23 protein-coding genes are annotated in these 20,427 nt (G+C 73.2%); 10 read left to right on the top strand and 13 right to left on the bottom strand.

Annotated elements, in window-relative coordinates; translation table 11 throughout:
* Positions 1–84: 84 nt before the first annotated feature.
* From ACIBVN_RS19645 to ACIBVN_RS19625, 5 genes are all read left to right on the top strand, one after another.
* Positions 85–543 (top strand): universal stress protein, encoded by a 459-nt coding sequence (locus tag ACIBVN_RS19645; RefSeq protein WP_397138200.1) that lies wholly within the window; start codon positions 85–87, stop codon positions 541–543.
* A gap of 384 nt (positions 544–927) precedes the next feature.
* Positions 928–1,782 (top strand): PAC2 family protein, encoded by an 855-nt coding sequence (locus ACIBVN_RS19640; protein WP_397138198.1) that lies wholly within the window; start codon positions 928–930, stop codon positions 1,780–1,782.
* Between the two features lie 223 nt (positions 1,783–2,005).
* Positions 2,006–2,497, top strand: coding sequence for a hypothetical protein (locus tag ACIBVN_RS19635; RefSeq protein WP_397138196.1), 492 nt, complete (start codon positions 2,006–2,008; stop codon positions 2,495–2,497).
* A gap of 262 nt (positions 2,498–2,759) precedes the next feature.
* Positions 2,760–2,897: a hypothetical protein gene (locus ACIBVN_RS19630; RefSeq protein ID WP_397138194.1), complete on the top strand. Its 138-nt coding sequence runs from the start codon at positions 2,760–2,762 to the stop codon at positions 2,895–2,897.
* Positions 2,898–3,010: 113 nt separating this feature from the next.
* Positions 3,011–3,964: an NAD-dependent epimerase/dehydratase family protein gene (locus ACIBVN_RS19625; protein WP_397138192.1), complete on the top strand. Its 954-nt coding sequence runs from the start codon at positions 3,011–3,013 to the stop codon at positions 3,962–3,964.
* Here the strand turns inward: ACIBVN_RS19625 and ACIBVN_RS19620 are convergent.
* From ACIBVN_RS19620 to ACIBVN_RS19575, 10 genes are all read right to left on the bottom strand, one after another.
* On the bottom strand, positions 3,928–4,500 hold the full coding sequence (locus tag ACIBVN_RS19620; RefSeq protein ID WP_397138190.1) for a cysteine hydrolase family protein: 573 nt from the start codon (positions 4,498–4,500) through the stop codon (positions 3,928–3,930). The genes ACIBVN_RS19625 and ACIBVN_RS19620 overlap by 37 nt on opposite strands.
* A 2-nt stretch (positions 4,501–4,502) precedes the next feature.
* Positions 4,503–5,465, bottom strand: coding sequence for a UDP-glucuronic acid decarboxylase family protein (locus ACIBVN_RS19615; RefSeq protein WP_397138188.1), 963 nt, complete (start codon positions 5,463–5,465; stop codon positions 4,503–4,505).
* Positions 5,462–6,334, bottom strand: a complete 873-nt coding sequence (locus ACIBVN_RS19610; RefSeq protein WP_397138186.1) for a glycosyltransferase family 9 protein — start codon at positions 6,332–6,334, stop codon at positions 5,462–5,464. Before ACIBVN_RS19610 ends, ACIBVN_RS19615 begins: the two co-directional genes overlap by 4 nt.
* Complete coding sequence (locus ACIBVN_RS19605; RefSeq protein ID WP_397138184.1) at positions 6,325–6,999, bottom strand: SDR family oxidoreductase; 675 nt, start codon at positions 6,997–6,999, stop codon at positions 6,325–6,327. Before ACIBVN_RS19605 ends, ACIBVN_RS19610 begins: the two co-directional genes overlap by 10 nt.
* Entirely contained in the window at positions 6,996–8,345 is a 1,350-nt protein-coding gene (locus ACIBVN_RS19600) for a PfkB family carbohydrate kinase (protein WP_397138183.1), read from the bottom strand. Before ACIBVN_RS19600 ends, ACIBVN_RS19605 begins: the two co-directional genes overlap by 4 nt.
* Positions 8,342–8,890, bottom strand: coding sequence for an SIS domain-containing protein (locus ACIBVN_RS19595; RefSeq protein ID WP_397138182.1), 549 nt, complete (start codon positions 8,888–8,890; stop codon positions 8,342–8,344). Before ACIBVN_RS19595 ends, ACIBVN_RS19600 begins: the two co-directional genes overlap by 4 nt.
* A gap of 2 nt (positions 8,891–8,892) precedes the next feature.
* Positions 8,893–10,080 carry a glycosyltransferase gene (locus tag ACIBVN_RS19590; RefSeq protein WP_397138181.1) on the bottom strand — a complete coding sequence of 396 codons (1,188 nt, stop codon included), beginning with the start codon at positions 10,078–10,080 and terminating at the stop codon, positions 8,893–8,895.
* The gene (locus ACIBVN_RS19585) at positions 10,077–11,096 is read right to left on the bottom strand and encodes a glycosyltransferase family 9 protein (RefSeq protein WP_397138398.1); all 1,020 of its coding nucleotides are present in this window, start codon (positions 11,094–11,096) and stop codon (positions 10,077–10,079) included. Before ACIBVN_RS19585 ends, ACIBVN_RS19590 begins: the two co-directional genes overlap by 4 nt.
* A gap of 152 nt (positions 11,097–11,248) precedes the next feature.
* Entirely contained in the window at positions 11,249–12,211 is a 963-nt protein-coding gene (locus tag ACIBVN_RS19580) for a glycosyltransferase family 2 protein (RefSeq protein WP_397138180.1), read from the bottom strand.
* The gene (locus ACIBVN_RS19575) at positions 12,208–13,839 is read right to left on the bottom strand and encodes a carbamoyltransferase (RefSeq protein WP_397138179.1); all 1,632 of its coding nucleotides are present in this window, start codon (positions 13,837–13,839) and stop codon (positions 12,208–12,210) included. The genes ACIBVN_RS19580 and ACIBVN_RS19575 overlap by 4 nt, the downstream gene beginning before the upstream one ends.
* Before the next feature lie 172 nt (positions 13,840–14,011).
* Here ACIBVN_RS19575 and ACIBVN_RS19570 point away from each other — a divergent pair, with 172 nt between their 5' ends.
* Genes ACIBVN_RS19570 through ACIBVN_RS19560 form a run of 3 tightly spaced genes read left to right on the top strand, consistent with a single transcriptional unit; the run spans position 14,012 to position 15,798 of the window.
* Entirely contained in the window at positions 14,012–14,602 is a 591-nt protein-coding gene (locus tag ACIBVN_RS19570; RefSeq protein ID WP_397138178.1) for a D-glycero-alpha-D-manno-heptose-1,7-bisphosphate 7-phosphatase, read from the top strand.
* Positions 14,599–15,519: a glycosyltransferase gene (locus tag ACIBVN_RS19565; RefSeq protein ID WP_397138176.1), complete on the top strand. Its 921-nt coding sequence runs from the start codon at positions 14,599–14,601 to the stop codon at positions 15,517–15,519. Before ACIBVN_RS19570 ends, ACIBVN_RS19565 begins: the two co-directional genes overlap by 4 nt.
* Positions 15,520–15,549: 30 nt before the next feature.
* Entirely contained in the window at positions 15,550–15,798 is a 249-nt protein-coding gene (locus tag ACIBVN_RS19560; RefSeq protein WP_397138174.1) for a WhiB family transcriptional regulator, read from the top strand.
* A gap of 1 nt (position 15,799) precedes the next feature.
* Here ACIBVN_RS19560 and ACIBVN_RS19555 read toward each other — a convergent pair whose 3' ends face one another.
* A complete protein-coding gene (locus ACIBVN_RS19555; protein ID WP_397138396.1) occupies positions 15,800–16,282 on the bottom strand; it encodes a peptide deformylase in 483 nt (160 codons plus the stop codon).
* Between the two features lie 229 nt (positions 16,283–16,511).
* On the opposite strand from ACIBVN_RS19555, the gene ACIBVN_RS19550 reads away from it, so the two are divergent.
* Together ACIBVN_RS19550 and ACIBVN_RS19545 are read left to right on the top strand one after the other, a co-directional pair.
* On the top strand, positions 16,512–17,678 hold the full coding sequence (locus ACIBVN_RS19550) for a uroporphyrinogen-III synthase (RefSeq protein WP_397138172.1): 1,167 nt from the start codon (positions 16,512–16,514) through the stop codon (positions 17,676–17,678).
* On the top strand, positions 17,675–18,427 hold the full coding sequence (locus ACIBVN_RS19545) for a sirohydrochlorin chelatase (protein ID WP_397138170.1): 753 nt from the start codon (positions 17,675–17,677) through the stop codon (positions 18,425–18,427). Before ACIBVN_RS19550 ends, ACIBVN_RS19545 begins: the two co-directional genes overlap by 4 nt.
* Positions 18,428–18,535: 108 nt before the next feature.
* On the opposite strand, the gene mshC is transcribed toward ACIBVN_RS19545, so the two are convergent.
* Positions 18,536–19,759 (bottom strand): cysteine--1-D-myo-inosityl 2-amino-2-deoxy-alpha-D-glucopyranoside ligase, encoded by a 1,224-nt coding sequence (gene mshC, locus ACIBVN_RS19540; RefSeq protein ID WP_397138168.1) that lies wholly within the window; start codon positions 19,757–19,759, stop codon positions 18,536–18,538.
* Between the two features lie 10 nt (positions 19,760–19,769).
* The gene (locus tag ACIBVN_RS19535; protein WP_397138166.1) at positions 19,770–20,417 is read right to left on the bottom strand and encodes an NRDE family protein; all 648 of its coding nucleotides are present in this window, start codon (positions 20,415–20,417) and stop codon (positions 19,770–19,772) included.
* Positions 20,418–20,427: the final 10 nt, after the last annotated feature.

Below are 20,427 nucleotides of genomic sequence, written 5' to 3'. Positions count from 1 at the left end.
TCGGGCACCCTGGACGGGGCCCGCGTGGCCGCCGACGCTATCGTACTCACCATCAATTGACATCGCGTCCAATTGGGGGGCTCCATGGCCTACCGCACCGTCGTCGTCGGCACCGACGGCTCGGCCTCCTCCTTCCGCGCCGTCTCCGCGGCGGCGTCCCTGGCCGCGGCGACCGGCGCCACCCTCGTGCTGGCCTGCGCGTACCTGCCCATGCGGGAGAGCGAGCGCGCCGCGGCCGCCGAACGGCTGGGCGAGCTGGCGTACAAGGTGAGCGGCTCCACGCCCGCCGACGACGCCCTGCGCGCGGCGCGCGGGCACGCCGCGGCGGCGGGCGCCTCCGACATCGTGCTGGCGGCCGAGCAGGGCGACGCCGTGGACGTGCTCGTCTCGCTGGCCGCCAGGCACCGCGCCGACCTGCTCGTGGTGGGCAACCGCGGGCTCAACAGCCTGGCGGGGCGGCTGCTCGGGTCCGTGCCGTCCGCCGTCTCCCACCGCGCCTCCTGCGACGTGCTGATCGTCCACACCACGGACGGCGGCCGCTGACCGCACCCCTGGGCTCCCCTCGCACCTCTTGAGACGCTGGCGCCCGCGCACGCGCGAGGAGGCGCAACGGGTGCTCACCTCGTGACGCTGACGCGCGCCGGACGGTGGGTGTGCGAGGAGGCGCACTGGGTGCTCACCCCGCGATGCGGACGCGGGTTGGACGGTGGGTGTGCGAGGAGGCGCACTGGGTGCTCACCCCGCGATGCGGACGCGCGCCGGGCGGCGGGTGTGCCGGGGCCTTCGCCGGGGGACGAAGGCGGCACGGCGAATGCGCGGCTCGCGCGTGCGCCGGGAAGACGAGGCCCGGGTTCACGGGGAGATCGGTGACGCTGACTCCCCCCGACCGCATAGGCTAAGCGGGACGGTGAAGAGAGGAGGCGACACGTGATAGAGCTCGAAGGGCTCCCCGAGCTCGTTGACCCGGTGCTCATAGCCGCGTTCGAGGGGTGGAACGACGCGGGCGAGGCTTCCAGCGGTGTGATCGCCCATCTCGAGTCGGCCTGGAAGGCCGAGCCGCTGATCGCGCTCGACCCCGACGACTACTACGACTTCCAGGTGACCCGGCCCGTGGTGGAGACGGGCGACGGGCTGACGCGGTCCATCGTGTGGCCGACGACGCGGCTGCTGCGCGCCCGACCGCTGGGTCTGGAGCGCGACGTCGTGCTGCTGCGCGGCATCGAGCCCAACATGCGCTGGCGCTCGTTCTGCGCCGACATCATCGAGATCTGCCGCGAGCTGGGCGTGGAGCTGGCCGTGATGCTGGGCGCGCTGCTCAACGACTCGCCCCACACCCGTCCCGTGCCCATCCTCGGGGGTGCGACGGACGCGGCGCTCGCCCGCTCGACGAACCTCGAGCTGAGCCGCTACGAGGGCCCGACGGGGATCGTCGGGGTGCTGCAGCACGCGTTCGGCGAGGCGGGGCTCGACGCCATCTCGTTGTGGGCGTCGGTGCCGCACTACGTCGCCCAGCCGCCCAACCCGAAGGCGACGCTCGCGCTGCTGCGCCGCCTGGAGGACGTGCTGGAGATCCCGATGCCCCTGGGCGACCTCGACGAGGAGGCCCGCGCGTGGGAGCGCGGCGTCGACGAGCTGGCCTCCCAGGACAGCGAGGTGGCCGAGTACGTCAAGGAGCTCGAGGAGCGCAAGGACGCCGCCGAGCTGCCCGAGGCCAGCGGCGACGCGATCGCGGCCGAGTTCGAGCGTTACCTGAGGCGCAGAGACAGGGACACTGACAGCTAACCCTCAGAAACAAAAACCGCCATTTTTTCGGGATTTCGAGTAATAATCGGGGCCAACAAGATTTGTCCCAAGTCGGGACTCCGGATTCCGACGAGAAGTCCTGAAAACTCGGCTTCGCGCCGTGATGCCTGCTCAACCGACCGCGCACGTTAGGCACGCCATGGCGACTTCCCATGTAGACCCGTACCAAAGAAGTCAGGACACCCGGCGCCGCGTTCTCGAGATGGCCGTCTCCCTCCGGGATGACCGCCCCGGCGGCTCCGTGGACTACTTCCTCGCACTACTGCAGGACCGGCTCCCGCTCTGGCTGAGCATTCTTCACGATCTTTCCCACCGCATCGGTAAAGGGTGCGTGGCGGACAATCTTCTCCCCGTCGCGCGAGCAGGTATCGAGTACTACATCGACGTACAGAGCGCGGCCCTGCCCGCCTTCACCTCCCCCAATGTGACGGTCCGCTTCCGCGAGGCCATCCGGGACACGGGCCTCGGGCCGAGCACCGAGGCCGCCCCGCTGGCCGCGTACCTGGCGGCCGAGAAGGAGCTGGGCCGGGTGGGCCCGGACGTGGACCCGGAGGCGAGTGCGCGGCTGCTGATCGCGGGCTGCTTCCACCGGGCCTACATCGAGATGTTCATCGGCGGCGACGCGGGCCCGTCGCTCGACGCCAGCGCCGAGGAGATCGTGCGCGAGCTGCGGCTGGAGCCCGTCCCCGCCTGACGCCCCGGCCCGCGAGGCGTCAGGCGGGGACGGGCTGGACAGCCGGGCGCTTCGCATCGCCCCGCCACCCACCGCCGACTGGCACGACGTCGACTTCCCCGAGTTCGTCACCGCACGTCAGCGGCTGCTGCCGGAGCGCGCCAGGCCCCACGACATCGGCGCAGACATCCTGGACCCCGCGTGGCTGGAGGCCCTGCCCTTCAACGGCTACAGCAAGTTCGCCGTCTGGGCCCAGAAGCACGCCGCCGTCGCCAAGAAGATCGTGGAGGTCTCCAAGTTCCCCGGCCTCGACGACCCCAGGGAGCCCGAACGCTGGCACCCCAAGCTGAAGCTCGTCAAGGAGATCCTGATGACGCGGGAGCCCGAGGTCGCCGAGTTCCCTCGGCCCTGCGCCTGTTGACCCGCCTGTCCGCGCCCAGCGCGGCCTTGTCGCGGAAAGGCAACGTGATTCTCCACTACCTCTTCTAGGGATAGACTGATCGTCAGTAGCACTGATGATTTGTGGAGCTGACCATGATTCTGATCACCGGCGGGCTGGGCTTCATCGGCACGCACACCACCCGAGCCCTGCTCGACCTCGGCGAGTCCTGCCTGCTCGTCCAGCGCAGGCCCGCCGTGGTGCCCGAGGCGTTCGCCGGCGAGCCCGTCGTCGTCGAGCAGGCCGACCTCACCGAGGAGTCGTCGCTCCTTGAGCTCGGCAAGCGCCACGAGATCACCGGCATCGTGCACCTCGCCGGCTCGGTCCCGTGGCCGCCGGGCGCGTACCAGCCGCTGGAGGGCGCGGAGCAGGCCGTGCGCAGCCTCATGAACGTGTTCCGCGCCGCGAGCGAGTGGCAGGTGGCGCGGGTCGGCGTGGCCAGCACGATCGGCGTGTACGGCGGCGTGCCCGGCGAGGGCGCGCTCAAGGAGGACGTGCCGCTGCCGATGACGGCCGGCCATCCGATCCCGGCGTTCAAGAAGATCGGCGAGCTGCTCGGCGACCATCTCGCGGGAGCCATGGGCCTCGACGTGGTCAACTACCGCATCGCCGCCATCTGGGGCCCGCTCGGCCACACCCCGTCGCCGTTCTTCGCCGCGCCCCAGCTCGTGCACGCCGCCGCCCGGGGCGCCGAGCCCGACCTGTCCACGCTGCGCGCCGGCGCGCACCTGGGCGACGGCATCGACATGTGTTACGTGAAGGACTGCGGCCGCGCGATCGCGCTGCTCCAGCTCGCCGACCGGCTGGCGCATCGCACGTACAACGTGGCCTCAGGGAGGCTGACGACCAACGGCGAGGTCGTCGCGGCGATCAGGAAGCTGGTCCCCGATGCCCGCGCCGACCTCCCCGAGGGCCGTGACCCCGCGGCGCCCGGCTTCTGGCTCGACACCACCCGGCTGCGCGAGGACACGGGGTACGAGCCCGCGTACGACACCGAGCGGGCGGTCGCCGACTACCTCGCCTGGCTGCGCGCGGGTAACGAGCGCTGAGCCAGGCAGTCGCGGGCCTGGACGATCTCGGCCGACATGTTGCGCTCCATCATGCGCAGCGCCGCCCGGCCCAGGTCCTCGTGGATCGCCGCGACACAATCGGGCGGCACCATGATCGAGAACTCCCGGATGTAGGCGTCCAGCGCGCTGTACAGGACGCACTGCTCGGTGACCTGCCCGGCCAGCAGCACCGTGCGCACGTCCCGCTGTCTCAGCAGGTACTCCAGCGACGTCCCGAAGAACGCGCTGTGGCGCACCTTGGGCAGGAACGCGCAGTCGGCGGGTGGCACGATCGGCTCGATCAGGTCGGGGCGGGCCCCTTCGAGTGCCCGTGCCACGAGGTCGTCCCGGGTCGCGGCGAAGTCACCGTAGTTGTCGTTGACGTAGATCAGGTCCACGTCGTCCCGTTTCCGCGCCCGGCCGATCAGCTCGGCCAGGCGGGGCACGATCGGCTCGACGCCCTGCTGCAGTTGCTCGGCGTCCCGGTGCTGGTAGGGGTTGAGCATGTCCGTGACGACCATGGCGGTCCGCGGCATGCTCAGACCTGGAGCTGCTCGAGCTGCTCGGCGGTGGCGAGCTCGGCCGCGAACCACTCGATGGTGCGGCGCAGCCCCTCCTCCGCGGGCACCCGCGCCTGCCAGCCGAGCCGATCGGCCGCCAGCGCGGTGTCGGGGCGGCGGACCCGGGGATCGTCGGCCGGGCGGTCGATGAACTCGATCTCCGACGACGACCCGGCCAGGTCCCGGATCATCGTGGCCAGCTCGAACATGGTCAGCTCGGCCGGGTTGCCGATGTTGACGGGCCCGGCGAAGTCGCTGCGGGCCATGGCCAGGATCCCGGAGACGGTGTCCTCGACGTAGCAGATGGAGCGCGTCTGCGAGCCGTCGCCGGTGATCGTGATGGGCTCGCCTTTCAACGACTGCCTGATGAACGTCGGGATCGCCCGGCCGTCGAACGGGCGCATGCGCGGCCCGTAGGTGTTGAAGATGCGCACGATCCCGGTGTCGGTGCCGCGCGAGTGCCGGTAGGCGGTGGTCAGGGACTCGGCGAAGCGCTTGGCCTCGTCGTAGACGCTGCGCGGGCCGACCGGGTTGACGTTGCCCCAGTACGTCTCGCGCTGCGGATGCTCGAGCGGATCGCCGTACACCTCGCTGGTGGAGGCCAGGATGAACCTGGCGCCCTTCTCCCTGGCCAGCCCGAGCGCGTGCAGCGTGCCGACGCTGCCGACCCGCAGGGTCTCGATCGGGTAGCGCAGGTAGTCGGCCGGCGAGGCGGCCGAGGCGAAGTGCAGGACGAGATCCAGCCGGTCCGGCACGTGCACGTACCCGGTCAGGTCGCACTCGATGATCCGGAACTCGGGCCGGTCGATCAGGTGCTCGACGTTGCGCGGGCCGCCGGTGAGGAAGCTGTCCATGCAGATGACCTCCGCACCCTCCTCCAGCAGCCGCTCGCACAGGTAGGAGCCGAGGAACCCGGCGCCCCCGGTGACCAGAGCCCTCATGACGTGACCTCCAAGACAGCGTCGACGACTTCGGAAACCTCGATCTTCAGCAGGCCGGGGTCGGGCCGTTGCCCGTGCGGATCCCCGTTCCTGCCCGCCCACAGCGCCACGTGGCGCCAGCCGGGCGGCGGCCCCCACAAAGCGGGTGACACCGGCCCGAACAGCACCACCGACGGCACGCAGAACGCCGTCGCCAGATGCGCGACGCCGGTGTCCCCGCAGACCACCAGCCGCGCCCTGCTCACCAGGTCGATCAGGTCCGCCAGCCCGGTGCGCCCGGCCAGCATCCGCTCCGGCGGCAGCCCCGCCAGCTCGGCGACCTTCCTGGCCAGCGGCACCTCCTCGGCGTTCCCCGTGACGACCACGTCTTCGAGTGCCACCGCCACCTCGGCGAACCGCTCGGGCGGCCAGCGCCGCGCGGGATAGGCAGCGCCCGGATGCACGATCGCGGGCCCCGTACGGTCGGAGATGCCGAGCGTCAGGTCCCCGGGGTCGGCGGCGATGCCGTGCCACTCCAGCAGCCCGCACCAGCGCCGCACCTCGTGCACGCCCTCCGAGTACGGCGGCCCCGTGCCGAAGCTGATCAACCGGCCCGGGTCCGTGCGCCGCAGCGCCTCGATGCTCTGCGGTCCTTTGCCGTGCAGGTTCACCGCGATGTCGGGCCGCTCGAACGGCACCGGTCCCGGGCCCGACACGTCGACCTGGTCGTCCACGGCGGCGGTCAGCGGCAGCAGGGCCGCCAGCGACCGCGGCGCGGCCAGCGTGATGCGGTGCCGGGGAAAGGCCTGGCGCAGCGCCCGCAGCGCGGGCACGGCCGTGAGCAGGTCGCCCAGGCCGAGCCCGCGCAGCGCGAGGAGTTCTAGGGCCATGACGTCTCCGTGGACGGGCAGACGACGAGCTCTCTCACCTCGCATCCGGCCGGCTGCCGCAGCGCGAAGACCACGGTCTGGGCGACGTCGGCCGGATCGTTCAGCCCGGCCTCCGGGCCGGGTTTGTACTGTTCCGGCCGGCCGTCGAAGAAGGGCGTGCGCATGCCGCCCGGGACGAGCAGCGTCACGCCGACCTCGCCGCGCAGCTCGACGGCGAGGGCCCTGGTGAAGCCGACGACGCCGAACTTCGACGCCGAGTACGCCGAGGCGTCGCTGAGCGGCCGCAGCCCGAGCGTGGACGCGCAGGTGACGATCTTGCCGCGGGTGTGCTTGAGGTACGGCAGCGCCGCCCGCACGACCGAGGCCGTGCCGAGCAGGTTGACCCGGATGACCCGCTCCCAGTCGTCGGCGGCCACGTCCTCCAGCCGCCCGCAGGCGTCGATGCCCGCGGCCGTCACCACGCCGTCCAGCCCGCCGGCCCGCTCGGCCAGCTCGCGTACCGCCCGCTCGGCCTCCCCTCTGTCGGCGAGGTCGGCTGTGACGTGCTCGAAGTGCTGGCCGGGCGGGCGCTTGTCGACGACCAGCGCCCGCCAGCCCTCCTTCTCCACGGCTTCGGCGGTGGCCAGGCCCAGCCCGGAGGCTCCCCCGGTGATCAATATGTTCATTGGATCTCCCTGATCAGATTCGTTGTCGAACGCCCCGGCAGCGTGCTCAGCACGACGGTCTCCGCGCCGAGCGCGGCCAGGACCTTGGATTCGGGCAGCACTTCCCCCTCGTAGTCGCCGCCCTTCACCCACACGTCGGGACGTAGCAGTTCGATGGCGCGCGCCGGGGTGTCCTCGTCGAACACCAGCACCGCGTCCACGCAGCCCAGCGCCCGCAGCACCTCGACCCGGTCGCGCACGTCCACGATCGGCCTGGACGGGCCCTTCAGCCTGCGCACCGACGTGTCGGAGTTGACGCAGACGACGAGCGCGTCGCCGAGCGCCCTGGCCCGCCGCAGCAGGCTCACGTGCCCGGCGTGCAGCAGGTCGAAGCAGCCGCCGGTGGCGATCAGGCGGCCGCCGTACGCGCGGGTGAGCCTGGCCACCTCCACCGCCGTGCGCGGCCGGTCGCCGAGCCGCTGCTCCTGGACCTTCACGCCGGCGGACCCGCCGCGCTCCACGAAGCGCGACGCCTCGCCGACGCCGATGATGACCGCCTCCTGGACGCCGCTGCCGTCGCGCAGCGCGAGCGCGGCGGCGGAGGCGAGCCGGTCGCCAGCGCCGCACGCGTCCCGGTTACCGGCCAGGACCGGCGGCGGGACCTGGGTGAGCGGGCCGCCCTTGACGGCCAGCGCGGCCCCGCGCTCGCCGGTCGTGACGGCCACCGCCCCGGCCTGCAGCTCCCGCACCAGGCGGCGGGCCGCCTGGTCCGGGCCGTGGTAGCCGGACCGGCACAGCACCTTGGCCTCCGCCTCGCTCGGCGTGAGCAGCGCGCACCCGGGCATGGGATGGGCGCCTTTGGGGTGCGGGTCCCACACCACCGGCACGCCGGTGTCGCGCAGCAGCTCGCGGGCCATCCTGGCCACGCCCCTGCCGTAGTCGGAGACCAGCACCGCGCCCGCCTGCCCGACGGCCCGCACGGCCTCCTCCGTGGGGGCGTACCTGGCCGTGCCGTCGCCGGAGTCCAGCCGGAGCAGGGTCTGGCCGCGCGCCCTGACCCTGGTCTTGCGCACGGTGCCGCCGCGCAGCGGCAGGCGTACCAGGTCGACCTCCTCCGACAGCAGGCCGCACAGGCGGCGGCCGTCGGGGTCGTCGCCGATCGCCGTGATCAGCACGACGTCCGCGCCGTCGCGGGCGGCCAGCAGCGCCGCCAGCCCGGCTCCGCCGGGGCGGGCCTGCTCGGCGGAGACGTCCACCACCGGGACCGGCGCCTCCGGGCAGAGCCGCTCGGCGTCGCCCTCGACGTCCACGTCCAGCAGCGTGTCCCCGATGACGACGAGCGGGCCCGGGTTCGGAGCCGCCGTCATAGTGCCTCCTCGACCGCGTCGCACAGCAGGTGGATCAGGGCGAGGTGCACCTCCTGCACCGTCGCCGTCTCCTCCCCCGGCACGGCGACCGCCTCGTCGCACAGGTCGGCCAGCGGGTTCGGCGCGGGCCCGGTCATGGCCCAGGCGAGGATGCCGCACTCCTGCGCCGCCCTGGCCGCGGCCAGCACGTTCGGGCTGGTGCCGCTGGTGGACAGGCACAGCAGCACGTCGCCGGGCCTGCCGTGGGCGCGCACCTGGCGGGCGTAGACCTGCTCGGCGCCGAAGTCGTTGGCGATCGCCGTCAGCGACGACCCGTCGGCGTGCAGCGGGATCGCCGCGTACGGCTGCCTGTCCGCCCTGAACCTGCCGACCAGCTCGGCCGTCAGGTGCTGCGCCTCCGCGGCGGAGCCGCCGTTGCCGCAGGCCAGCAGCCTGCCCCCGGCGGACAGCACGCCGGCCAGTTTCCCGCCCCAGGCCCGGACGGTGACCGCCTGGTCATCGACCTTCTCCAGGGTCGTCCAGAGCTTTTCCAGATGTGCGTCCACGATCAACCCCCCAGGGCGGCCAGGCGGCATACCTTGCCATCGATCACCTGCGTGTACACGGCCTCGGTCAGTTCGGCCACGCGCGGCCAGCCGTACCTCTCGCGGGCCCTGCGCGCCCCGGCCGCGCCGAGCGCCGCCCGCTTGTCCGGGTCGCCGAGCAGGTCGCGCAGCGCCCTGGCCAGGGCGCGCGGGCGGCGCGGCGGCACCAGCACGCCGCAGCCGGCGACCGTGTCCAGGTGCCCGCCGACCGCCGAGGCCACGACAGGTACGCCGCACGCCATCGCCTCGACCGGCACCATGCCGAACGGCTCGTACCACGGCACCGTCACCACGACGTCGGCCGAGCGCATCAGCGCCGGGACGTGCTCGCGCGGCACGCTGCCGATCACGTGCACCCGGCGTTCGAGCCCGTACGCCTGCGCCAGCTCGCGCAGCCTGACCGCCTCGTCGTCGTCCTGGCTGCCGCCCGCGATCACCAGTTCGGCGCCGGATACCTGGCGCAGCGCCCTGATCACGGTGTCGACGCCCTTGCGCGGCACCATCCTGCCGATGCAGAGGATCAGCTTGCCCGCATTGCGCGGCGCAATCGGCCCTTCTGGGCAGAACGCCCGCAGGTCCACCCCGCACGGCACGACCGTGACGCGCTGCTCGGGGATGCCCATCGCGCGCAGCTCGTTCACCTCGTCGCCGCAGGTCGCCAGGACGGCGTCGGCGTGCTTGCCGATCTCGCACTCGGTGGGGATCCGGTGCTCGGGGCTGGTGTCCGCGTCGCCCTGCCAGCGCCGCTTGACCGTGCCGAGGGCGTGGAACGTCTGCACCACCGGCACGCCTTCCGCCGCCTGCAGCGCGGCCTGCCCGCTCATCCAGAAGTGCGCGTGCGCGACGTCCGGCGGGCTCGCGGCCCAGCGCTCGGCCAGGCGCTCGGTGAACTCCGTCATGTACGGGGGCAGCTCGTCTTTGGGGACGGGGGCCGGGGGACCTGCCGGGACGTACTCGACCGTGACGCCGGGCGCCATGGTCACCGACTCGGGTTGCCGCTCCGATGAGCGCCGGGTGTGGACGACGATCGTGTGCCCGCGGCCGGCCAGCGCGAGCGCCAGCGCGGCGACGTGGACGTTCTGGCCGCCCGCGTCGACGCCGCCGATCGCCGCCAGCGGATCCGCGTGCTCGGAGATGAGATCGACCTTCACTGGACCAGCTCCCTCACTGCCTTGACCACCTGCTCACTTGTCACGTGGGACAGGCACGGGTGTCCGGGTACCGGGCAGATGCGCGCCCTGCTTCCGCGGCAGGGCGCCTCTTGGTCGCCGAGCAGCACCGCGGGCACCCCGTACGGGGCCCACCGCACTGCGGGAACGACGGGGGCGAACAGGCTCACGACCGGCGTCCCGACCGCCGCGGCCAGGTGCGCGGGGCCGGTGTTGCCCGCCACGAGCACGCCGGCACGCTCGATCACGGCGGCCAGTTGGGCGAAAGTGGTCACGCCGCCGAGGTCGGCCGCGAGGTCGCCGGCCACGTAGGCGGTGAGGTCACGTTCTGTGCCGGTCACGACGACCCGGTGCCCGTCCTCGACCAGCTCCCGCACGGTCTGCCGATGCCGGTCGGCCGGCCAGGTCCGCGCGGGGGCCGAGGTCCCGGGGTGCACCACGACATACGCGCCTTTGCCGGCGTCGGCGCCGACGCTGAGCAAGTGCCCCATTTCTTGGCCTATATCCGGCAATGGCTGCTGAACAGCGAGTTTGCCGTCATCGCCCTTCGGCAGTTCGAAGCCCGCCGCCCTGGCGACCGACAGCATCCGCTCGGCCTCCGGCACGTCGACGCTCTCGTCCACGACGTGCCGGACGTCCAGGAGCGAGCCGGGGTAGTCGTTGCTGATGGCGGTGATCCTGCGGACCCCGGCCAGCCGGAGCAGGAGCGCCAGCGGGAGCGCCGACTGGTGGAACGAGGTGAGGATCACCGCCTCGTCCACGTCTGCGAGCTTGGCGATCAGGTCGGCGACCTGTCCTTTGCTGACGGGCGGCGGGGTGTGGTCGATCCACGGGGCCCGCCACTCGATGACCTGGTCCACGCCGGGCAGCAGCTCGGCGGCCTGCCTGCCGTTCGGTCCTGCCAGGAAGACGAGCTCGCGGGCCAGCGTGCGCACGGCCCTGACGGCCGGTCCGGCCAGCAGCACGTCGCCCACGTCGTCCAGCCGCGCCACCAGCACCCGGCCCCGGTCCTGGGCGTCCCGGCGCCGCTGCGGCTGGGCGGACGCCGCCGTGGCGGGCTCGCGCACGGCTTCGGCGGCAGGCCCGCGCGTGGCGGCGCCCACCGTATTGCACCGCCTCGGACCGCACAGCGTTCCTGGCATGCGACCGCTCATCGCCGCGCCCTCCATTCCCCCCGCAGCCGGTGCGCGCAGGCGACCGGCGGGATCACGACGCTGGTGACGACCATCCGCCACATTTCCCGTGGGGTACGCGGTCCCGGCGCGATGCGCCGCCACGCGAACTCGGCGGTCATCGCGGCCCACACGGCACCCGCCACCGCGGCCGGCACCCGTACCCCCGCACCGCCGGAGCGCTCGCGGGTGCGGAGGGCGGCGGCCGTGGCCAGGGTCAGTGCGGCGAGACCGGCGGCCGTGGCGGCCGTGTGGACGGGCAGGCGGCCGCGCCCACCTCCGATGGCGGTGCGCCAGCCGGGCCCGTGCAGGCGGCGCATGAGCGCGTCGTCGGCGTTGCCCCGCTGGAAGCGCACGCTCGCCCAGAAGCCGTCCGCGCGCACCGGATGCGTCGTCACCCTGGAGCCCTTGACGAGCCGGTGCCCCGCCCGCGACACGCGCAGCGCCAGGTCGGCGTCCTCCCGGTACGCCCGGGGGAAGCGCTCGTCGAACCCCCCGGCCGACTCCAGCACCGCCCGCCGGTAGGCCATGTCCGCGGTCACCCACAGCGCGCCGGCGAGCCCGGCGGTGTTCCGCTCGGCGTCGGTGGGCCGTCGGTCGGCCGGCAGCGGCACCTCGATGCGCCCCTGGCTGCCGGCCACGTCGTCGGGCAGGTCGACCAGGTCCTTCCAGACCGCCTCGGCCCATCCGGGCGACGGGACCACGTCGTCGTCCAGGAACACGACCCACGGCGTCTGCGCGGCCCGCCACCCGGCGTTGCGCGCCGCCGCGGGCCCGCGCCCGCCGGACCGGACGATCTGTACGGGTCCTATGTGATCGGGCAGGGACAGGTCGGAGGCGGGCGTGTCGTCGACCACGATCACCGGCACGCCGGAGCCGAGGCCCGCCAGCGTGTCACGCAGCGTGGGCCGTCCGACCGTGGGGATCACCACGGTGATCACGCCGCGAACACCTCCCCGCGCCGCACCAGGTACGGCCCCAGGGCGAGCACGTCCACCGGCGCGGACCCGAAGCACTCCAGCGCGTCACGCGGCTCGTCGACCATGGGCCGCCCGGCGGTGTTGAGGCTCGTGTTGACCACCACGGGCAGCCCCGTGCGCGCCTCGAACTCGCTCAGCACCCGCGCCATCAGCGGCTGGGCGCCGGGCGAGACGGTCTGGATGCGCGCGGTCCCGTCCACGTGCACCACCGCCGGGATGCGCGGCGCCCAGCCGGGGTGCACGTCGTGGACGAACAGCATGTACGGCGAGGGCACCGGCCCGCGCCCGAAGATCTCGGCGGCCCGCGACTCCAGCACCATCGGCGCGACGGGCCTGAACTGCTCGCGCCCCTTGACGTCGTTCAGCCGCTCGGTGTTGTGCGCGTGCCCGGGATGGGCCAGCAGCGACCGCTGCCCGAGCGCCCGCGGCCCGTACTCCGACCGTCCCTGGAACCAGGCCACGATCTTGTCGGCGGCCAGCTCGGCGGCCACCGCGGCGGCCAGGTCGGCGGGGCGGGTGTGCGGCACGCGGGCCACGTCCAGCCAGGCGCCCAGCTCCTCGTCGGTGAAGCCGCGCCCGAGCGCCGCGCCCGGCATGGGCCCGGCCGGCTCGCCGTGGACCTGCGCGAGATGGAGCGCTCCGCCCAGCGCGGTGCCCGAGTCGCCGGCCGCCGGTTGCACCCACACCTCGTCGAACGGCCCCTCGTCCAGGAGCCGCGTGTTGGCCACGCAGTTCAGCGCCACGCCGCCGGCCAGCGCGAGCCGCCGCTCGCCGGTGCGCTCGTGCAGCCAGCGCACCAGCTCCAGCAGCACCTCCTCCAGCCGGACCTGCACGCTGGCGGCCAGGTCGGCGTGGTCGGAGGTCCAGGGCGCGCCCTTGCGCAGCGCCTTGGCGTAGCCGTTCCAGTCGACCGGCTCGACGCGGAACCCGCCGTCCCCGGTCGTGTAGATCACCTCGCGCAGCGCCTCCAGGTGCCGCGGGCGGCCGTAGGAGGCCATCGCCATGACCTTGTACTCGTCGCTGGAGCGCAGGAAGCCCAGGTGCTGGGTGACGTCCTCGTACATCAGGCCGAGCGAGTGCGGCAGCTCCTGGGTGGCCAGCACCTCCAGCTCGCCGCCCCGGTAGCGGCCAGCCAGGTGCGAGACGTTCTCGCCCCGCCCGTCGCACACCAGCACCGCGCAGTCCCGCCACGGCGAGGCCAGCCCCGCCGACGCGGCGTGCGCCACGTGGTGCGGCACGTACGTCACCTGGCCGGGGTCCAGCCCGGGCAGCGCCGTGGCCAGGAACGCCGGGGCGCGCACGGCGTACTTCGTGCGCAGGTCCTCCCAGTCGCCCTCCGGCCGCTGCACGACCAGCGACGGGTCGTAGGAGTAGGCGACGGCGTCGATGTCCTCCGGGGAGAGCCCGGCTTCGCGCAGGCACCAGGCGGCGGCCAGCTCGGGCAGCTCCCACGCGGAGAACGCCAGCGGCCGCTTGCCGTGTTTGCGGCGGCTGAAGCGTTCCTCCTCCGCCGCGGCCACGATCCTCCCGTCGGCCACCAGGGCGGCGGCCGGGTCATGGAAGATCGCGTTGATGCCGAGAAACCTCATCTTTCCTCCCCCAGAAGATGTCGAGAACCGCTACCGAGAGAAGCGACGCCCAAACATCCCCCAGGCCGAGGAGGTGCGCAAACAGGCGTAACCGCCTGGGATTCGTCACTCTGAGTAGTTGTTTGCGGGGTCAGGCGCCGGGTAGCTGGCGGACACGCGACGGAGGTGAAAGGTGTTCGAAAAGCGACGTCCCGGCGCCGTGCTCTTCGACCGGGACGGAACCTTGATCAGGGACGTGCCGTACAACGGCGACCCGGACCTCGTCGAGCCCATGCCGGGCGCGATGGAGGCGGTGGCCAGGCTCAGACGCGCCGACGTGCCGGTGGCCGTGGTCACCAACCAGTCGGGCGTGGCCAAGGGCCTGCTGTCGGCGGACCAGATGGACCAGGTGAACGCCAAGGTGGAGGAGCTGCTCGGCCCGTTCGACGCGTGGGCGATCTGCGTGCACGACGACGCCGACGGCTGCACCTGCCGCAAGCCCGCGCCCGGGCTCGTGATCAGGGCCGCTGCCATCCTGGACGTCAGCCCCCGCGACTGCGTGGTCGTGGGCGACATCGGCAGGGACATGGAGGCGGCCAGGGCCGCCGGAGCCAGGGGCATCCTGGTGCCGACCCAGCAGACGCGACGCGAGGAGATCGATCAGGCCGCCGAGGTCGCGGACGACCTGACCGACGTCGTGGAGCGCGTGCTGAGCGACGCGGAGGGCCCCGTGCCGGCCGCCTCGGCGCCGTGGGCCCGGGCTCTGGGCTGGAGCCGCTGGTGAGGATCCTCATCTGGCACGTACACGGCTCGTGGACCAGCGCCTTCATCAGGGGCGGCCACGAATACGTCCTTCCGCTCGTCCCCGGCCGTGGTCCCGACGGCCGGGGACGCGCCCAGACGTTCGACTGGCCCGGCACCGCCCGCGAGGTGCCCTTCGACCGGCTCCGCCATGAGCCCATAGACGTGGCCGTCTACCAGCGCCCGCACGAGCCCGATCTGGCCCGCGAATGGCTCGGCCGCGACGTGCCCGGTGTGTACGTGGAGCACAACACCCCGGCGGGCGACGTGCCGCGCACCCGGCACCCGCTGGCCGACCAGAGCGACATCACGCTGGTGCACGTCACCCACTTCAACGAGCTGTACTGGGACAACGGCCGGGCGCGCACCCGCGTCGTCGAGCACGGCGTCCCCGACCCCGGCCACCTGTACACGGGCGAGCTGCCCAGGGCGGGCGTGGTGGTCAACGAGCCGGTACGCCGCACCAGGGTCGCCGGGACCGATCTGCTGCCGCGCTTCGCCGAACGGGTGCCGCTGGACGTGTTCGGGATGAAGGTGGACGGGCTGCCGTACGGCACCCATGAGGACCTGCCGCAGCACGTCATGCACGCCGAGCTGGCCCGGCGCCGGGTCTACCTGCACCCCTACCGGTGGACCTCGCTGGGACTCGCCCTCATCGAGGCCATGACCCTGGGCCTGCCGGTGGTCGCGCTGGCCGCGACCGAGGCGATCGAGGCCGTGCCGCAGGAGGCCGGCGTGCTGTCCACGAAGGTGAACGTGCTGGCCGACGCGCTGCACGCGTTCGTGGCGGACCCGGAGCGCGCCGCGCAGGCGGGCAAGGCCGCGCGGGCGGCGGCGCTGGCCCGCTACGGGCTCGGCAGGTTCCTGTCGGACTGGGATCGGCTCCTGGCCGAGGTATGAGAGCTGATCGGGTGGGTAGGCGCCAAGGTCATGATGATGCTCGACTGGACCCGCAGGGCCGCCTGCCTCGACTTGGACCCGGAATTGTTCTTCCCGATCTCCGTGGAAGGGCCGAGCCAGTCCCAGGTCGAGCAGGCCAAACATGTGTGCGCCGGCTGCCCCGTTCGCGAGCCGTGCCTGGAGTACGCGCTGGCCACCAGGCAGGCGTACGGCGTGTGGGGCGGCACCGACGCCGCCCAGCGCCGAGAGCTGAGCCTGACGCCGGCGCACCACAGGTGACTCAGGTCGGCAGGGCCTCGGCGAGAAAGCGTTCGCGCTCGGCCGCCTCGAGGCGGTCGCTGAACAGCACGCCGTCGAGATGGTCGACCTCATGCTGCAGCACCCGGGCCAGCACCCCCAGGGCGCGCACCGTCACAGGCTTGCCGAACATGTCGCGGCCACGCGCCGTGACCGCGTAGGAACGCTCCAGTGGCCACCACACCCCAGGCGCCGACAGGCACGCCTCGTCGGCGGTGACCCGCCGCTCCGAAAGCTCCAGGCGGGGATTGACCAGATGGCCGGACTTGCCGTCGTACGAGTAGACCACCACCCGTACCGGCTCCCCGATCTGCGGCGCCGCCAGGCCCGCCCGGCCCGCGCCCGCGCGCATGGTGGCGGTCAGCGATTTCACCAGCAGCCGCAGCTCGCGGTCGAAGTCATGGACCGGCGCCGCGACCGAGCGGAGCACCGGATCATCGAACATGCGAATAGGCCGGACCGTCACCCGCAACTCCCCGATAGGCGGCGTCGTCACGGTGAACGCTTCCCGCGACCGCCCCTCGCCAATCCCCAAGCTTCTGCCATGTAGCACAGCGGTAACAGAAGAGACCCGTGGGCGAAACCACCCCAAAGCAGTATCGGAGGGTGATCTCACTTGCGTCACACGTGCCTGTGATGCCTGGCCGGGTGCTCGGGGCCTGGCCAGGCATCACCGACTACCTGGAGGTGCCGGCATGAGTGTGCTTGCCCTTGAGGGCGGCTCTTCCCCGGAGACGGCGCCCGATGCCCTGGCGGGCTTCACGGTCGGAGTGACCGCGACGAGGCGCCGCGAGGAGTTCGGCGCGCTGCTGGAGCGGCGCGGCGCCCGCGTGGTCAGCGCCCCCGCGATCCGGCTGGTCCCCCTGGCCGAGGACGCCGACCTGCTCGCCGCGACCCGGGAGAGCCTGGCAGGGCCGCTCGACGACGTGGTGGTCACCACCGGCGTCGGGTTCCGCGGCTGGATGGCCGCCGCGGAGGGCTGGGGACTGTCGGCCGACCTGGGCGAGCACCTGGCCAACTCGCGCCTGCTGACCCGCGGCCCCAAGGCCAGGGGAGCGGTGCGCGCCGCCGGGCTGAACGACCACTGGACGCCCGCCACGGAGTCGTGCGAGGAGGTCAAGCAGTACCTCCTCGCCCAGGACCTGCGCGGACGGCGCATCGCGGTGCAGCAGCACGGCGAGCCGCTCAGCGACTTCGTGACCGACCTGCGCCAGGCGGGGGCCGAAGTGATCGAGATCCCGGTCTACCGGTGGCTGCCGTACCGCGACATCTCGCCGCTGCGCCGCCTGATCAGCCAGACCATCTCCGGCTCGGTGGACGCGGTCGCCTTCACCAGCGCGCCCGCCGTCCACGCCATGCTGGGGGCGGCTCGCGCCGAGGGGCTGGAGGAGACGCTGCTGGCGGCGTTCAGCGGGAAGGTCGTGGCCGCCTGCGTGGGGCCTGTCACGGCGGAGCCGCTGACCTCGCGCGGCGTGCCGACCCTGCAGCCGGAGCGCTCGCGCCTCGGCGCGCTGGCCCGCGCGCTGGCCCGGCACCTGCCCGAACACGGCGTCACCCGGCTCGTGGCCGGCGACCACCGGCTGGAGATCCGCGGTCACGCCGTGGTGGTGAACGGGGAGCTGCGCCCGCTGCCCCCGGCCCCGATGGCGGTGCTCAAGCGCCTGGCGGACAAGCCGGGCCACGTGGTGTCCCGCACCGAGCTGCGTACCGTGCTGCCGGGCAGCGTCGCGCGCGAGTCGGCCGAGCACGCGGTGGAGATGGCGATCACGCGGCTGCGGCGCGCGCTCGGGCCGAGCGGGATCGTGGAGACGGTGGTCAAGCGCGGCTACCGCCTCGCCTGCCTGTACGAGGCGGGCCTTTGACCCCCCGTGACTCGCTCGCCGGGCCTGTCCGGCCCGCACTCGTCCTGGCCGCGCACGGCACGCGCAGCGCGGCCGGGGAGCAGACCCTGTCGGCCCTGGCGGAGACGGTCCGCAGAGCCCGTCCCGGGCAGCGCGTCGAGCTGAGCTACCTCGAGATCAGCTCCCCCCTGCTGTCCGACGTGCTGACCGCGCTCCGCGGCCCGGTGGTCGTGGTGCCGCTGCTGCTGGCGGGCGGCTACCACGTCCACATCGACCTGCCCGAGGTCATCGCCGCGTGCCGTCCCGACGCCGTGGTGGCCGGCTGGCTGGGACCGCACCGGCTGCTGACGTCGGCGCTGGCGCGCAAGCTGGCCCGGGCCGGCCTGCGCTCCACGGACGCCGTGATCCTGGGCGCCGCCGGCTCCTCCGACCCGTCGGCGCTGGCCGACGTCCGCGCCGCCGCCCAATTGCTGGCCGTACGCCTTGCGCGTCCGGTCACGGCCGCCTTCGCCTCGGCCGGGTCGCCGTCACTCGATGAGGCCATGGAACGGCTCGGCTCGACCCCGGCCGCCCGCGTGGCCATCGCCTCGTACGTCCTCGCGCCCGGGTTCTTCCACGGGCGGCTGGCGGCTGCGGGGGCCGGGCTGGTGAGCGACCCGCTGGGCGCGGACCCGGACGTGGCGGAGCTGATCTGGCACCGCTACGACGAGGCCCTCGCCGGCCGCCGGGCTCTGAGGGACGCGCCCGGCCTGCGCCAGGCGTCGCTCTAGCCGCCACTGCCCTCGCGCGCGCCGCGTCGGCGAGATGGGGGCCAGTGCGTCCCTTTCCGGCGCGGCCCCCAAAGCACCGTCAGAGCGCGGCCCCACGCACGACGACCGTCACAACGCGACGCCCAGGAGGGCGTCCGCGAGGTCGCGGACCAGCCCGGGGGCGTCGGGGTCGGGGCCGCCGGCGGTGAGGGCCTCGGCCGCCCAGGCGTCTATGGCGGCCAGGGCGCCCGGCGAGTCGAGGTCGTCGGCCAGCCGGGCACGCACCGTGGCCAGCAGGTCGTCGGCGCGCGGCCCCGAGGACAGCGCGACCGCCGAGCGCCACGTCGCCAGCCGGCGCTCGGCGTCGGCGATCAGCGACGGGACGTACTCCCAGTCCGCGCGGTAGTGGTGGGCCAGCAGCACGAGCCGGACCGCCATCGGGTCGTGCGCCAGCCGCAGCTTGGACACGAACACCAGGTTGCCCTTGGACTTGGACATCTTCTCGCCGTCGAGCGCCACCATGCCGGCGTGCGTGTAGAACTTGGCGAACGGCCATTCGCCCGTGAGCGCGTGGCCCTCGGAGGCGCCGCACTCGTGGTGCGGGAAGATCAGGTCGGAGCCGCCACCCGCCACGTCGAAGCCGGAGCCCAGGCTGTCGACGGCGATCGCGGTGCACTCGATGTGCCAGCCGGGGCGGCCCCTGCCCAGCCGGGACTCCCAGGCCGGCTCGCCGGGCCGCTCGGCCCGCCACAGCAGCCAGTCGAGCGGGTGCCGCTTGCCCGCCCTGCCGGGGTCGCCTCCGCGCTCGGCGAACATGGCCGTCATCTCGGCCTCGTCGTAGCCGGACACTTGGCCGAACTTGGGCGCGTCGGACACGCTGAAGTAGACGTCGCCGTCGAGGACGTAGGTGACGCCCTTGGCCGACAGCTTGGCGATCAGGTCGGCGACCCGGCCGACGACCTCGGTGACGCCGACGTACTCGCGGGGCGGCAGGATCCGCAGCGCCTCCATGTCGCCGCGGAACAGCTCGATCTCCCGCTCGGCGAGGTCACGCCAGTCGACGCCGGTCTGCGCGGCCCGCTCAAGCAGCGGGTCGTCCACGTCGGTGGCGTTCTGCGTGTAGTGGACCTCGTGGCCCGCGTCGCGCCACATCCGCCCGACGAGATCGAAGGCGTGGTAGGTGTTGGCGTGGCCGAGGTGGGTGGCGTCGTAGGGGGTGATGCCGCAGACGTAGATCCTGGCGGTCGGCCCCGGATCGGTCTGCCTCACCTGCCTGGCCGACGTGTCGTAGAGACTCAGCGGAATGCTCTCACCTGGGAGCTTTGGAACGTTCTGGGCAGCCCACGATCTCATGTGTTTGAGCCTATCCGTCCCGATCAGCGGTCAGGTCTGCGAAGTCGTACGTCACCGCGTCCTGCGCGAGTGTGACCTCCATCACCGACAGGGAGGCGAAGATCCGGCCGTCGGGCAACTCGTGCCGGACGATGAGCGCGGCAGGGTCGGCGGACGGCTCCGCCTTGATCAGCTCGCCCCACGGCTCGCTCTCGAACCTGGGCAGGTACGCGGCCACCCGCGCGTCCGCCGGGTCGAGCCCCGTGTTCACGACCATGCTGGTGCCCTCGGTCAGGCCGGTGACGGTCAGCCGGTCGCCGTCCCAGCTGAACAGGCGGACGCGCGCCGGCTCGGCGAGCACCAGGTGGAACGGGTCGTAGCGGGTGAGGTCGCCGCCGGGCGCCTGTCCGGTGTACGCGGCCCGCAGCGCCAGGTCTCCCCGGGAGATCCTGGTCGTCTCCTCGGCCTGCTTGCCGCGCCCGTTGAGCAGTGCGGCGGCGCGGCGGGCCGAGGGGTTGACGGCCAGCCAGGTGCCGCCGGCCTTGAGGTCGCGCCCGCCGATCACGCCCGGGTATTCCGGCCAGTGCTCCCCCGGTCCCTCCCATGGGCGATCGGTGTACTCGTCCCGCACGCCCATGAGGGTCAGCGGCCGCCCGGTTCTCACGATCAGCGTGCACATGGCGCAAAGG

Source organism: Nonomuraea sp. NPDC049400, assembly GCF_044466425.1.
GTDB lineage: Bacteria > Actinomycetota > Actinomycetes > Streptosporangiales > Streptosporangiaceae > Nonomuraea.
Note: the sequence above shows the minus strand (reverse complement) of the source record. Positions and strands in the feature narration are given on the sequence as shown.

Coding starts and splice junctions, on each gene's coding strand:
- ACIBVN_RS19645 (WP_397138200.1), top strand. CDS start 85: ATGGCCTACCGCACCGTCGTCGTCGGCACCGACGGCTCGGCCTCCTCC.
- ACIBVN_RS19635 (WP_397138196.1), top strand. CDS start 2,006: ATGGCCGTCTCCCTCCGGGATGACCGCCCCGGCGGCTCCGTGGACTAC.
- ACIBVN_RS19625 (WP_397138192.1), top strand. CDS start 3,011: ATGATTCTGATCACCGGCGGGCTGGGCTTCATCGGCACGCACACCACC.
- ACIBVN_RS19620 (WP_397138190.1), bottom strand. CDS start 4,500: ATGCCGCGGACCGCCATGGTCGTCACGGACATGCTCAACCCCTACCAG.
- ACIBVN_RS19615 (WP_397138188.1), bottom strand. CDS start 5,465: ATGAGGGCTCTGGTCACCGGGGGCGCCGGGTTCCTCGGCTCCTACCTG.
- ACIBVN_RS19610 (WP_397138186.1), bottom strand. CDS start 6,334: ATGGCCCTAGAACTCCTCGCGCTGCGCGGGCTCGGCCTGGGCGACCTG.
- ACIBVN_RS19605 (WP_397138184.1), bottom strand. CDS start 6,999: ATGAACATATTGATCACCGGGGGAGCCTCCGGGCTGGGCCTGGCCACC.
- ACIBVN_RS19600 (WP_397138183.1), bottom strand. CDS start 8,345: ATGACGGCGGCTCCGAACCCGGGCCCGCTCGTCGTCATCGGGGACACG.
- ACIBVN_RS19575 (WP_397138179.1), bottom strand. CDS start 13,839: ATGAGGTTTCTCGGCATCAACGCGATCTTCCATGACCCGGCCGCCGCC.
- ACIBVN_RS19560 (WP_397138174.1), top strand. CDS start 15,550: ATGATGATGCTCGACTGGACCCGCAGGGCCGCCTGCCTCGACTTGGAC.
- ACIBVN_RS19550 (WP_397138172.1), top strand. CDS start 16,512: ATGAGTGTGCTTGCCCTTGAGGGCGGCTCTTCCCCGGAGACGGCGCCC.
- mshC (WP_397138168.1), bottom strand. CDS start 19,759: ATGAGATCGTGGGCTGCCCAGAACGTTCCAAAGCTCCCAGGTGAGAGC.
- ACIBVN_RS19535 (WP_397138166.1), bottom strand. CDS start 20,417: ATGTGCACGCTGATCGTGAGAACCGGGCGGCCGCTGACCCTCATGGGC.